The 12579-nt window shown below is 74.6% G+C and carries 11 protein-coding genes and 2 pseudogenes; 9 read left to right on the top strand and 4 right to left on the bottom strand.

The genetic code is table 11. The features are described 5' to 3' along the window. Window positions 1–9: 9 nt before the first annotated feature. A pseudogene (locus ACJ5H2_RS21305) lies at window positions 10–1122 on the bottom strand (MFS transporter); the annotation flags it as partial. Between the two features lie 55 nt (window positions 1123–1177). Further along, a complete protein-coding gene (locus tag ACJ5H2_RS21300) occupies window positions 1178–2506 on the bottom strand; it encodes an NAD(P)-binding domain-containing protein (protein ID WP_408897438.1) in 1329 nt (442 codons plus the stop codon). Between the two features lie 100 nt (window positions 2507–2606). On the opposite strand from ACJ5H2_RS21300, the gene ACJ5H2_RS21295 reads away from it, so the two are divergent. The 7 genes and pseudogenes from ACJ5H2_RS21295 (at window position 2607) to ACJ5H2_RS21265 (ending at window position 7384) form a co-directional block, all read left to right on the top strand. Continuing rightward, the gene (locus tag ACJ5H2_RS21295; RefSeq protein ID WP_408897437.1) at window positions 2607–2960 is read left to right on the top strand and encodes an ArsR/SmtB family transcription factor; all 354 of its coding nucleotides are present in this window, start codon (window positions 2607–2609) and stop codon (window positions 2958–2960) included. A gap of 244 nt (window positions 2961–3204) precedes the next feature. Next, a complete protein-coding gene (locus ACJ5H2_RS21290; RefSeq protein ID WP_408897436.1) occupies window positions 3205–3783 on the top strand; it encodes a TMEM165/GDT1 family protein in 579 nt (192 codons plus the stop codon). A gap of 2 nt (window positions 3784–3785) precedes the next feature. Further along, window positions 3786–5078 (top strand): MFS transporter, encoded by a 1293-nt coding sequence (locus ACJ5H2_RS21285; RefSeq protein ID WP_408897435.1) that lies wholly within the window; start codon window positions 3786–3788, stop codon window positions 5076–5078. Window positions 5079–5106: 28 nt separating this feature from the next. Further along, on the top strand, window positions 5107–5604 hold the full coding sequence (locus ACJ5H2_RS21280) for a GNAT family N-acetyltransferase (protein WP_408897434.1): 498 nt from the start codon (window positions 5107–5109) through the stop codon (window positions 5602–5604). A 363-nt stretch (window positions 5605–5967) separates the two neighbouring features. Next, window positions 5968–6252 (top strand): annotated as a pseudogene (locus ACJ5H2_RS21275) (CAP domain-containing protein); the annotation flags it as partial. Window positions 6253–6314: 62 nt separating this feature from the next. Next, on the top strand, window positions 6315–6764 hold the full coding sequence (locus ACJ5H2_RS21270; protein WP_408897433.1) for a MarR family winged helix-turn-helix transcriptional regulator: 450 nt from the start codon (window positions 6315–6317) through the stop codon (window positions 6762–6764). After that, window positions 6761–7384 (top strand): hypothetical protein, encoded by a 624-nt coding sequence (locus ACJ5H2_RS21265; RefSeq protein WP_408897432.1) that lies wholly within the window; start codon window positions 6761–6763, stop codon window positions 7382–7384. Before ACJ5H2_RS21270 ends, ACJ5H2_RS21265 begins: the two co-directional genes overlap by 4 nt. Before the next feature lie 37 nt (window positions 7385–7421). On the opposite strand, the gene ACJ5H2_RS21260 is transcribed toward ACJ5H2_RS21265, so the two are convergent. Continuing rightward, complete coding sequence (locus ACJ5H2_RS21260; RefSeq protein ID WP_408897431.1) at window positions 7422–7901, bottom strand: carboxymuconolactone decarboxylase family protein; 480 nt, start codon at window positions 7899–7901, stop codon at window positions 7422–7424. 164 nt (window positions 7902–8065) lie between these two features. Here ACJ5H2_RS21260 and ACJ5H2_RS21255 point away from each other — a divergent pair, with 164 nt between their 5' ends. Beyond that, entirely contained in the window at window positions 8066–8950 is an 885-nt protein-coding gene (locus tag ACJ5H2_RS21255) for a sigma-70 family RNA polymerase sigma factor (protein WP_408897430.1), read from the top strand. Between the two features lie 52 nt (window positions 8951–9002). Next, window positions 9003–10223: an MFS transporter gene (locus ACJ5H2_RS21250; protein WP_408897429.1), complete on the top strand. Its 1221-nt coding sequence runs from the start codon at window positions 9003–9005 to the stop codon at window positions 10221–10223. A gap of 481 nt (window positions 10224–10704) precedes the next feature. Here the strand turns inward: ACJ5H2_RS21250 and ACJ5H2_RS21245 are convergent, their stop codons facing one another. Beyond that, on the bottom strand, window positions 10705–12492 hold the full coding sequence (locus ACJ5H2_RS21245) for a sigma-70 family RNA polymerase sigma factor (protein ID WP_408897428.1): 1788 nt from the start codon (window positions 12490–12492) through the stop codon (window positions 10705–10707). Between the last annotated feature and the right edge of the window lie 87 nt (window positions 12493–12579).

Genomic DNA, 12579 nt, shown 5'->3' with positions numbered 1-12579 from the left:
ACCGGGGGTACTGCCCGCACCCGCCGCCAGCGCCGCGGCGACGAGGCCGAGGACGCCGAGCACGACGAACAGCCCGCCAGAGCCTCCGGTCCAGGCGGCCAGGGCCGCGCCCAGCGCCGGGGCGAGCGCGGCCGCCACGCCCGACGGCGCGTTGTAGACGCCGTTGAGCGCGGCGTACCGCTCGGGACCCCAGTGGTCGCTGACCACCGTCGCCGCGACGAGGGTGAACAGGCCACGAGCAGCCCCCGCCGCGACGGCGATCGCGACCAGGAGCGCGACCGGCCCCGGGACGAGCGCCAGGGTGAGCACCGTCGCCGCCAGGACCAGGATCACCAGGCCGGCCCGGGGGTTCGGGGCGAGTCGGGCGTCGAGCGCGGGATAGAGCAGGCGGCCGAGGACCTGACCCGCGCCGCTCAGACCGAGCGCCCACGCCGCGAGCTGGACGCCGGCACCGCGGTCGAGCAGGAGGGGCACCAGGTGGACCAGGGAGGCGTACATGACCAGCGAGGTCAGCGCTCCGGACACGGCCAGCAGGACGAAGCGCCGGCTGCGCAGGACGGCGCGGTCGGCCTGCGCCTGGCCGGGCCGCGATCCCGGTGGCGCGGGCGCCCAGGGCAGGCGCAGGGCCCAGGCGTGGGCGGGAGCGGTCACCACCAGCATCAGCCCGCCGAGCACGAGATAGGTCGCGCGCCAGCCCAGTGCGTCGTCGAGGAGCGCGGTGAGCGGCGCGAAGACGGTCGAGGAGAAGCCCGCGACGAGGGTGAGGGTCGTGATCGCCCGCACCCGGCGCGCGCCGTACCAGTGGGTCAGGGCCGCGAACGCCGGTGGATAGAAGGTGCCGGCGCTCGCCGTCCCGGCGAGCAGCCAGCCGACGGCGAACACGGGCAGCGACGGCGCCGTCGCGATCACGGCCACGGCGAGCGCGGCCAGGACGCTGCACGCGGTCATGACCGGCCGTGGGCCCCGGGCCTGCAGGACGCGGCCCGCGACGACCCCGGCGAGCGCGCCGACGAGACTGCCCCCGGAGAACGCCGTGGTGATCGCGGTCGTCGACCAGCCGGTGTCCCCGGCGATGCCGGGCGCGAGGACGGTGAAGGCGTAGTAGAGGACGCCGTACGCCACCGTGACGGTGACGCAGAGGGCGACGAGGGCCCGGGTCGCCGCGGGGTCGGGATGCTCAGGCGTCGACAGGGGCTCGGCCGATCTCGATGACCTCGACGGGCGACGCCGGCGTGCAGCATCCGCCTCCCGCCGCGGCCGGGTCGTCGAACACGCCCGCGCCGCCGCAGACCCCGGTGTCGGGGAGGACCAGCTCGACGCGGGCGGCCGCCTCGTGGTCGCCGGCGATCGCGGCGACCACGCTGCGCACCTGTTCGTAGCCGGTCAGCGCCAGGAAGGTGGGGGCGCGGCCGTAGGACTTCATGCCGACCAGGTAGAGGTCCGGCTCCGGCTGGGCGAGGTCGGCGGCGCCGGTCGCCCGGACCGAGCCGCACGAGTGGACGTTCGGGTCGATCTCCGCCGCGATCCGCCGGGGCGCCTCGAGGGTCGGGTCCAGGTCCAGGCGCATCTCGGACAGGAACGACAGGTCGGGGCGGAATCCGGTCAGCACCACCACGGTGTCCGCGGCGTCCAGCGCGCGGCCGTCCTCGCCGACGAGCACGGCCCGCTCGCCCACGCGACGTACGGCGGCCGTGCGGAAGCCCGTCACCAGCTCGACCGCACCGGACGCGACCGCGCGGCGGGCGCGCTGGCCCAGCGCGCCGCGCTCCGGCAGCTCGTCGGCAGCGCCGCCGCCGAACGCGCCGGCGACCCGGCGGATCGCCCAGGTCACCCGCGTGCCGGGGTGCGCGGCGGCGATCTGGACCAGCTCGTGGACGGCGTTGAACGCCGAGTCGCCCGCTCCGACGACGACCGTGTGTCGGCCGGCGTAGCGCTCGGGCCGGGCGCGGTCCGGAACCTCGTAGGCGACCAGGTCGGCGGCGGCGCGCTCGCCGAGCGCGGGCAGCCCGTCGGCCCCGGCCGGGCTCGGCCTCCGCCAGGTGCCCGAGGCGTCGATGACCGCCCGGGCCTCGAGGCGGGTCTCGTGGCCGGCGCCGTCGGTGACGTGGACGGTGAAGGGCTGCGCGGCACGGTCGGCGTCGACCAGGCGGTCCCGCCCCCTGCGGGAGACTCCGGTGACCCGGGCGTCGTACCGGACGCGCGCGCCGAGCCGGTCCGCGAGCGGGGCGAGATAGTCCTCGACCCACTCCGCGCCGGTCGGGTAGCCGCTGGCCGGGGCGGTCCATCCGGTGGGCTCGAGAAGGCGGACGGCGGCGGCGTCGACCAGCTCGGGCCAGGCCGAGAACAACCGGACATGTCCCCACTCGGCCACCGCGGACGCGGGTCCGAGCCCGGACTCGAGCACGAGGGGCGCGAGGCCGCGCTCGAGCAGGTGGGCGGCGGCGGCCAGGCCCTGGGGTCCGGCGCCGATCACCACCACGGGCAGGTCGGAAGATCGGTCACTCATCACGCACTCCTCGCTCCACATGATCACGCATCGACGTTCTTCGATGCGAACACCCTACGGTCACATCGACAAATGTCAATGGGTGGGGCAGAATGTCCGCATGTCCTCCTCCCTGCCGGTCATCCAGGCGGACGGCCTCGCAGCCTGTTGCTCACCGGTCACCGGCGGGCTGGTGTCCGACGGGGCTGCCGAGACGCTGGCCCGGATGTTCAAGGCGCTCGGCGACCCGACCCGGGTCAAGCTGCTCTCCCTCATCGCCGCCGCGCCGGACGGCGAGGCGTGCATCTGCGACATGACCGAGCCGGTCGGTCTCAGCCAGCCGACCGTCTCCCATCACATGCGGCTGCTGGTCGAGTCCGGCCTCGCCACCCGCGAGCAGCGCGGGCGGTGGGCCTACTACCGCGTCGCCCCCGCCGCGCTGAGCGCGCTCGCGGCGGCGCTCGACCCGCGCTGACGGCCGGCTCCGATTGGCCGACCCGCGCGGACCTGGCCTAGGATCGGGGACACGAAGGGGAGTAGTCCTCAACGGTTGCGTCGACATACTGGACCGCGTTCGCTCGCGGGCCCGGCGCAGCAGGCCACCGTGAGGTGGCGGACGAGACTTTCGGTCAGATGCGCGACCCATGAGATGGACGTGCCTGGCCGAAGGCACGTCCATCGCGACGGGTTCCTCCGGCCCGGCACCGGAGAGGAACCAGATGTACGCCTTCCTGCTGAGCACCGCCGTGATCTTCGTGGCCGAGCTCGGGGACAAGAGCCAGCTGATGGCGATGACCTTCGCCACCCGCTATCGCGCCCGGGACGTCCTCCTCGGACTGACCGCGGCGACGGCCGTGGTGCACCTCGCGTCGGTCGGCATCGGCTATGCCATCGGCGACGCCTTCGGCGACTACCAGGGCGCGATCGAGATCGGAGCCGGCATCGCGTTCCTCGGCTTCGCCCTGTGGACGCTCCGCGGGGACGAGCTGACCGAGGACGACGAGCGCAAGGCGCGCAACGCGACCGGCCGCGCCGTCCTCGTGGTCGCCGTGTTCTTCTTCCTCGCCGAGCTCGGCGACAAGACGATGCTCGCGACCATCACGCTCGCCACCCAGGAGGGCTGGTTCGGCACCTGGCTCGGCTCGACTCTCGGCATGGTGGCCGCGGACGCCCTCGCCATCGGCGTCGGTGCGGTCCTCGGCCGTCGTCTGCCGGAGCGCGCCATCACCTACGGCGCCGCCGCGCTCTTCGCGCTCTTCGGCCTGCTGCTCATCGCGAGCGGGGCTGGTTGGATCTGAGGGTGACCCCGCCCCCGGCCCCGACGAGCCCGACGAGCCCGACGGCCCCGACGGCCCCGTCGGCCTCGGCCCGGCCGATGTGGACGCCGTGGCGCACCGTGTTCGCCTTCGGGCTGGTCAGCCTGGCCGCGGACATGGTCTACGAGGGGATGCGGGCCATGGCCGGCCCCTTTCTCGGCAGCCTCGGCGCGTCCGCCCTCACCGTCGGCCTGATCACCGGCGCGGGCGAGGCCGTCGCCCTCGTGCTGCGCCTGGTCACCGGGCCGTGGGCGGACCGCGGTCGGCGGCACTGGCGGCTGACGGTCGTCGGGTACGCCATGACCGCGGTGTGCGTGCCGCTCCTCGCCGTCACGCCCTTCCTGGGCAGCGCGGGCCTGGCGGTCGCCGCGACGCTGATCGTGCTCGAGCGCACCGGCAAGGCGGTGCGCAGCCCGGCGAAGTCGGCGCTGCTCGCCGGGATGGCGACGGCGACCGGCCGGGGCAAGGGCTTCGCGGTGCACAAGGCGCTCGACCAGGTCGGCGCCTTCTCCGGACCACTGCTGCTCGCCGGCATCGCCGCGCTGACCGGGCTGCTGTGGCCGGGCTTCGCGGTGCTCGCCGTCCCCGGAGCGGTGGCGATGGTGCTGCTCGCCCAGCTGCGCCGGCGCGCGCCGATCGCGACCCGGGCCGCGCCGGAGGAGGACGAGCCCGCGGACCGGCCGGCGCGCGGCGCCTGGGCCGAGGTCCGCTCCGCCGCGGTCGGCGCCGACCTGCCGCGGGCCTTCCACCTCTTCTCCCTCGCCGCCGCCCTGACCACCGTGGGGCTGATGACCTTCGGGGTGATCTCCTACCGCTTCGTCGAGACCGGCCTGGTCCCCGCCGCGGTGGTCCCACTGGTCTACGCCGTGGCCATGGCCGTCGCGGCGCTCGCCGCACTCGCGACCGGCGGCATGTTCGACCGCTGGGGCGGCCGGGTCCTCCTCACGGTCCCGGTCCTGGTCGCCGTGGTGCCGTGGTGCGTCTTCACCGATCGGCTGGGCCTCGTGCTCGTCGGTGTCGTCGCGTGGGGTGCGGCGGCGGGCGTCCAGGACTCGACGGTCAAGGCGTACGTGGCGGACCTGGTCCCCGCGGGGCGCCGCGCCACGGCGTACGGGGTGTTCGCGGCCGTGCAGGGCGTCGGCGCACTGGCCGGGGGTGCCCTCGCGGGAGCGTTGGTCGAGCTCCACGTGGCTGTCCTCGGGGTGCTGGTCGTGGCGCTGCAGGTGGGTGCGGCGGCGCTGCTGTGGTGGACTACCCGGAACCGCGGGACGGCATGACGGCCGCTCGGCCAGGTGAGGGTGAGGGATGTCGATGGAGATCGTGCTGCGACCGGTCGTGGCCGAGGACCTGCCGCTGCTGGCCGGCGGCGACTCGCCGTACGACGACTTCGGGCCGCGCGCGCCGCGCACGCAGCCGCAGCCGCCGTCGCTGCGCGAGGCCGGCGGCCTCGCGGTCTGCGACGCCGACGGGCTGCTGCTCGGCGACGTGAGCTGGATCTGGATGCAGTGGGGACCGACTCCGGAGTCGCGCAACCCGATGATCGGCATCTGGCTGCGCCCGGAGGCGCGCGGCCGCGGCGCGGGCACCGCGGCCCAGCGGGCGCTGGTCGACCTGATCTTCCGCCACACGACCGTCAACCGCGTCGAGGCGTCGACCGACGTCGAGAACCGCGCGGAGCAGCGGGCGCTGGAGAAGGCCGGGTTCACCCGCGAGGGCACGACGCGCGGCGCGCAGTGGCGCGACGGCGCCTACCACGACTGCTACTCCTACAGCGTGCTGCGCGCGGAGTGGACGGCCGGTTGACGCGGTCGCCGCGGGCCCGCGACGGTGGGGTCGCGGCTGCCGGACCGGTGTGACCGCCGCCTGGCTGTCGACCGGGGGTGTGCTCCACGGCTTCCGGGTACCGCAACCAGATGTGCACCGACTCGGGAGGTGTCCGATGACGAAGGTACGCACATGCGCCGCACTGCGCGCGGCGCTCGCTCTCGTGACCGCGACCGCCGCGGCCACGGCCCTGACGGCGGGGGCCGTGGACGCGCCGCCGTCGTACGCCGGGGACCGCGAGGTGCGCCCCATGGGTGACGCCTACGAGGCCGCCGTGCTCGACGGGCTCGAGCGCCGCCGCGAGCGGCGCGACCTGCGCGGTCTGGCCCGTCCTCGTGCGTCGACGAGTTCGCGGAGGCGCGGGCCCGGCGGATGGCGGTCAACGACGAGATGCGGCACTACGACGGCCTGCGCAAGGTCTTCCGCCGCTGCGGTGGCGTGCGGGTGGGCGAGATCCTGGCCCGCGGCAACGGCTTCCGCGAGCCCGCGATCGTGCTCCGGGCGTGGATGGACTCGCCCACGCACGAGGAGGTGATCGTGCAGCCGGCCTACCGCCAGGCGGCCGTGGGTGCCTGGCGCGACGAGGACGGTGAGGTCTTCGTGAGCGTGGTCTTTCGCGCTCCCTGACCGCGGGGCGAGCGGAGCGGTGCGATTGCTGTAGTGAGGTAATGATGTAGTAACTTCACTACATGGAGCCGAGTACGCCGCGTGAGGCGATCGACCGGGTGATGCAGCTGTCGATGCTGGTCGCCAGCGATCTCGCGCGCTACGAGAGGGAGTCGGGGCTCACGGCCGCGCGGATCCACCTGCTGTGGGAGCTGGGCCGCGGCGGGCCGCAGACCCAGCAGCGCCTGGCCGCCGCGATGGACGTGACGCCCCGCAACGTCACCGGGCTCGTCGACGGCCTGGTCGCCTCCGGCCACGTGACCCGCGAGCCGCACCCGAGCGACCGCCGCGCGACGCTGGTGACGCCCACCGCGGCCGGTCGCGCGGTGATCGAGGAGAACGAGGCCGGCTACGACGACCTGGCCCGCCAGCTCTTCGGCGACCTGCCGCCGCGGCGCCTGGCCACCTTCTGCGCCGTCCTCGACGAGACGATCGCCCGCTTCACCGCCCTGATGGAGGAGGCCGCGCCGTGAGCTCGCCGTGGAGGCTGGCGAAGCACGCCGTCCTGCTCGAGCTCGCGATCTGGCGCAACCTGGCCCGCTGGGTCGCGCGTCGGCCGGACGCTCCCGCCGGCGCCCTCCAGTTCGGCTACGGCCGGCTGACCGCTCCGGTGCTGTGGCTGTGGATCTTCGGCTCCTTCGCCGAGGTGGTCGCGCTGGAGCTCGTGCTCCGCTCGGTCGACGCCACCTGGGCCGAGGTGGTCCGGATCCCGCTGTTCGTCGTCGGACTGTGGGGCGCGCTGTGGATGCTGGGCATGGCGAGCTCGTTCGCCGTACGACGCCACCTGCTGCTCGACGACCGCGTCGTGGTGCGCAGCGGCCCCCGGTTCCGACTCGACGTGCCGCTCGCCGCGATCGTCTCCTGCCGGGTCGTCGAGCACGAGTTCGAGGGCATCGCCCGCACCGTCCACCACGAGGACGGGCTGCTCCTGGTCGGCCCCGGCAACCGCACCAACGTCGAGCTCACCCTGGACGGGCCGACGGCGCTGGCGACCCACGACGGGCAGCGGGTCGCCGACCGGGTGGGGCTGTGGGCCGACGAGCCCCGTGAGCTCGTCCGGCTCCTGGGCGCGCGGGTGCCGGGCGCGCGGTGAGCGATGCTCCGCCCGCGGCGCCCGGCACCCGGTCGGCTCAGCCGGCCTGCTTCCAGCTCGGGGCGTCCGCCCGCTCGCGGACCGCGACGTTGACGCGGTTGAACAGGTTGAGCGTCGCGATCTGCAGGAGCAGCGCGGCGACCTGCCGCTCGTCGTAGTGCTTGGTCACCTCGCGCCACAGCTCGTCGCTGACCGGGTCGTGGCTGTCGGCGAGCCGGGTGAGGGCGTCGGTGAGGGCGAGCGCCGCCCGCTCCGCCTCGTCGAAGTACGGCGACTCGCCCCACGCGCCGACACCGACGATGCGGTCCATCGACTCGCCGGCGGCCTGCAGCGCCTCGAGGTGCCCCTGGACGCAGGCGCTGCAGCCGTTGAGCTGGCTCGCGCGCAGGGCGACCAGCTCCAGCGTGGCGGTCGGGAGGCCGCCCTTGGCGACGGCGGTCATCAGGCTGCCGATGCCCTTGAAGGCGTCGGGCAGGATCTGGGCGGGGTTGGCCATGCGGGGGGTGACGGTGGTCATCGGGGTTCTCCTGGTTCGCTTGGGGGATCTGTCGACATCCCTGACCCGCGGCGGCAGCGGAGTGTGACCGGTCGGCGCGGAGAATCTCCGAGACCTGCCGGGTCCCGGTCACATCCCCGGTCCGGGAGGGGTCAGGGAGACGACCCCTGAGGAGAGGAACCGCCGTGAACGACGACGTCACCCTGGCCGCCGCCTTCGAGCAGCACCGCCGCCACCTGCACACCGTCGCCTACCGCGTGCTCGGCTCGGTCGCCGAGGCCGAGGACGCCGTCCAGGAGGCGTGGCTGCGCCTGCACCGCACCGACGCCGCGGACATCGACAACCTCGGCGGCTGGCTGACGACCGTCGTGGGCCGGATCGCGCTCAACACGCTGCGCTCGCGCGCGACCCGTCGCGAGGACTCGCTGGAGGAGCGGGTGGAGCGGCTGCCCGACCCCGTCGTCACGCCGTACGACGCGGCACTGCCCGAGGAGCAGGCACTGATCGCCGACTCCGTGGGCCTCGCCCTGCTCGTGGTGCTCGACCAGCTGGCGCCGCTCGAGCGGATCGCGTTCGTGCTGCACGACCTGTTCGGCGTGCCCTTCGAGGACATCGCGCCGATCGTCGAGCGGACCCCGGCCGCCACTCGCCAGATCGCCAGCCGAGCGCGCCGCCGGGTCCGCGGGACCGATGTCGTGCGCATGGACGGGCGGGCCCGCCAGCGCGAGGTGGTCGACGCCTTCTTCGCTGCCGCGCACGCCGGCGACCTCGAGCGTCTCGTCGGTGTGCTGGCTCCCGACGTCGCGCTGCGCTCCGACCTCGGTGCCCTCCGGGGCGGGGTCGTCGAATACCGGGGAGCCGAGACCATCGCCCGCAACGCGCTCATGTTCGCGCACCCGGACCGCGTCGTGCACCCGGTGCTCGTGAACGGCCAGGCGGGTGTGGTCATCACCCTGCACGACGAGCTGTTCAGCGTGATGGCGTTCACTGTCGTCGAGGGTCGCGTCGTCGGCGTCGAGACCTGGTCCGACCCGGACGTCCTGGCCGCGGCCGCCGCGGCCTGGGCGTAGGAGCGGGCGGACCGCTGGAATCCGCGACCGGGTCGTGGTGTTGCATGGCTCCGTGACAGCCGCGCCCACCGACGTCGTACGGGACTCCCGCGTCCAGCGCCTCCTCGTCGTCCTCGGGATCGTGGTCCTCGCCTTCAACCTGCGCCCGGCAGCGTCGAGCGTCGGCCCGCTGCTGGCGGAGATCCGGGCGGGCGTCCCCCTCGGCGACGCGGAGGCGGGCCTGCTGACCACGCTGCCGGTGGTCTGCTTCGCGGTGGTCGGCGGGATCGCCCCGCGCCTCGCCTCCTGGGTCGGCGTGCACCGGGTGTCCCTGGTCGGCCTGGTGCTGCTCGCGGGCTGCCTGTGGGCGCGTGGCCATGTGCACCAGGGCTGGCTCTTCCTGGTCCTGTCCTTCGCCGCGCTCGCCGGCGCGGCGGCCGCCAACGTGCTGATGCCGTCGCTGGTCAAGCTGCACTTCCCCGGACAGGTCGGCCTGCTCACCGCGGTGTACACGACGTCGATGGCCGTGGGGCTGACCCTGTCCTCCGCGCTGAGCGTGCCGATCGCGGGCATCGGCGGCGAGGGCGTCGACTACGCGCAGGGCCTGGGAGCGTGGGCGGTGACGGCGGCCATCGCGATCCTGCCCTGGATCGGGCTGGTCGGCCACGACCTCCACGAGGGTCGTCGTACCCGTGCCCTCGGGGTCGGCTCGATGGTGCGCACCCGGCTCGGCTGGGCGATGGCGGTCGCCTTCGGCCTCCAGTCCCTCCAGGCGTACGCCGTGTTCGGCTGGTTCGCCCAGATGTGCCGTGACGCGGGCTACTCCGCGGAGACGGCCGGGATCCTGCTCGGCATCGTGACCGGCGCGAGCATCCCGCTGTCGGTGCTGATCCCGATCCTGGCCGGACGCCTGCGCGACCAGCGCTGGCTGCTCACCGCCCTCATGGTCTGCTACCCGATCGGCTATGTCGGTTTCCTCCTGGACCCGCGCCCGCTGGGGTGGCTGTGGGCCCTCGCCATCGGCATCGGGTGCAGCACCTTCCCCCTCATCCTCACGCTCATCGGCCTGCGCAGCCGCACGGCGCAGGGCACCGCCGCGCTGTCCGGGTTCACCCAGTCCGCGGGCTATCTCCTCGCCGCGGTGGGGCCCTTCGGAGTCGGTGTGCTGCATGCCGCGACCGGCACGTGGACCGTCTCTATCCTGGTCCTCCTCGCGCTCTGCCTCCCCCTGTACCTCTGCGGGCTCTATGCGACCCGGAGCCGGTTCATCGAGGACCAGCTGCCGGCCAGGTGAGCCAGACCACACGATCGTCGCGATTTTCGCGTGACCGTGGGCGGGGCCGGCACGTCTACTCGTGACGGCAACGCGGCGCCTGGCGTCGCGGGTGGACGAACCCGCCGGCCGTCTCCCCAGACACAGGAGACGAACCTCTTCCATGCTCGACACACGGCGGCGAAGGCCACGACCCGGCCCCGCGCGCGCGTGGCACGAGAAGCGCGGGACCGAGCCGAGCCGCCACGGCTGACCTCACGCGCGACCCACGATCTCCCGGGAACCCCCCACCTGGGAGCCGCCGTGTGGTCCGGGCTCCGGCCTGGGCCACACGGCGCGTCGGCTTCGGGGGAGGGGACGGCGCTGTGGGGGTGCCGTCCCCGGCAGGTGTAACTACCTGTTCGTGTCACTGCCTGACCCGTCTACGGGTGCGGTAGTAGCACGAACAGGTAGTTACAGCTGCCCGACCCCACGGCCACCACCCGCCCTCGTACGGTCAGGCTCAGAACGACCCGGATGCGGTGGCCTGGCCGTCCCGGGTCACGCGCGCCGTCCCGGTGGCGTCCGCCGCGACGATCGTGTCCAGGCTGACGGTCAGCGGTCCCGGGTCGGTGCCCTGGTAGGCGAGCTCGCAGAGGACCCACTGGGCTCCGGGCTGCAGCTGGTACTGGCTGCCGTCCAGAGGGGCGCGGGTGCTCCCGTCCGTCGCCCAGCACTGCCAGCCCGCGCCGGAGAAGCCCAGGGTGTAGACGGTGGCGTCGTACCGCAGCTCGACCCCGACCTGGTACGGGCCGGGGTCGGTCGCCGTCACGTCGAGCGTCGTGTCGAAGGCAGTCGCCGACGTGCTGGTCCGTCCCAGCGCGCCGATCTCCGGGCACGCGCGGTGGCTGCCCAGGTCGCCGCGGAAGGAGGTGGCGACGCCGGGCGCGAGGGTGAACCCCGAGCGCGCCGCCGCGGTCACCTCCCACGGTCCCGAGCGCCCGTCGCCCTCGCTCAGCCGGTAGCGGACCCCCGTCGTGCTCGGCAGGTCGAGCCGGCCCCAGGCCCCGCAGGCGGTGATGGGTACGGCGACCGGTGCCGAGGGCCGCACCTGCGCCGCGCGCGCCATCTGGTGTGCCTGAGCGGCCGCCGCGGGGGTCGTCACCGGGGTCTCGGGGGTGGCGCTGGGCGCGGGAGCCGAGGGCGTGCTGTCCGGTGTCGGCTGGGCGACGGCGGGGATCCCGGCGGTCTCCGTCGGTTCGTCCGGGACCGCGCCGGGCCGCTCCTGGTCCGCGCTCGGCTCGACCAGCGCGGGTTCGTCCGAGCCCGCCGGCCACCAGGCGACCGCGGCCGCCACGGAGAGGACGGCGACGAGGGCGGCCGCGGCCGCGCCGCCGCCCACGACGGCGGGCGAGGCCGCGGAGAGGCCGCGGAGCCGCCCGGCGGTGCGGCCGGCGGTGCGCGCACCAGTGCGGACGCCCCGGGCGCCGGTCCGGGCCGCCGTCGCGGACGGGTTCGCCGAGGGGGCGGACGGCCCGCCGGCTCCGCCACCCGCCGCGCCCAGGGTCGCCCCCACCATGACGATCGGCAGCAGCAGCGCCGCCAGGCGGCGGTTGGTGTCCTCGAGCCCGGCGAGCGCCGCGGTGCACGACGCGCACGCCGCGACGTGGGCCTGCACCTTGTCCGCGGCCCGCGGGCTGAGACCACCGCGTACGTACTGGCTCAGCCGCGCGAGCGACCACTGGCAGGACCGGTCGGCGGCCCGGGTGGCGAGCTGGTGGTCCAGGTAGGCGAGCTTGAGGCCCTCCCGGGCCCGGTGCGCGAGCGACGAGGCCGCCGTCGGGCTCAGCGCGAGGAGTGCGGCGGCGTCCGCCAGGGGCCGGCCCTCCACCTCGACGTGCCACAGCACGCGGCGCCAGCTGTCGGGCAGCTGCGCGAGGGCCGCCGTCGCCGCGTCCTCGTCGAAGAGGTCGTCCACGGGATCCGCGACCTCCTCGCCCTCCAGCACCCACGGCTGGTCCGACACCGGGGTCAGCCGCGCGCTCCGGCGCACCTCGTCGACGTACCGGTTGCGGACCGCGGTGAACAGGTACGCCCGGAAGTTGGCCTGGGGGCCGCGGCCCTCGCGGACCTGGCGCAACACCCGCTCGAACGCGTCGGCGACGAGGTCCTCGGCCAGGTTCGGATCCGTCACGAGTCCCCGTGCGAAGCGCAGGGCCGCATCGCGGTGGAGGTCGTAGAGGGTCGCCAGGGCGTGCTGGTCGCCCTCGCGCACCAGCGTCAACAGGTCGACGTCGGCCGACGCGCTCACCGCAACCTCATGTCCATGTCCCCACCAGAAGCAGGGTCCAGGCTATCCGCCGCCCGCCGCCTCCGGAGCCGCTCTTGGCAAAACTTC

Source organism: Nocardioides pymetrozini (assembly GCF_046058985.1).
Classification (GTDB): Bacteria; Actinomycetota; Actinomycetes; order Propionibacteriales; family Nocardioidaceae; genus Nocardioides.
This window is presented reverse-complemented; position numbering and strand designations above follow the sequence as displayed.

Bases quoted from the DNA above. Each gene is read 5' to 3' on its own strand.
- ACJ5H2_RS21300 (WP_408897438.1), bottom strand. From the start codon at position 2,506: ATGAGTGACCGATCTTCCGACCTGCCCGTGGTGGTGATCGGCGCCGGA.
- ACJ5H2_RS21295 (WP_408897437.1), top strand. From the start codon at position 2,607: ATGTCCTCCTCCCTGCCGGTCATCCAGGCGGACGGCCTCGCAGCCTGT.
- ACJ5H2_RS21260 (WP_408897431.1), bottom strand. From the start codon at position 7,901: ATGACCACCGTCACCCCCCGCATGGCCAACCCCGCCCAGATCCTGCCC.
- ACJ5H2_RS21270 (WP_408897433.1), top strand. From the start codon at position 6,315: ATGGAGCCGAGTACGCCGCGTGAGGCGATCGACCGGGTGATGCAGCTG.
- ACJ5H2_RS21290 (WP_408897436.1), top strand. From the start codon at position 3,205: ATGTACGCCTTCCTGCTGAGCACCGCCGTGATCTTCGTGGCCGAGCTC.
- ACJ5H2_RS21280 (WP_408897434.1), top strand. From the start codon at position 5,107: ATGTCGATGGAGATCGTGCTGCGACCGGTCGTGGCCGAGGACCTGCCG.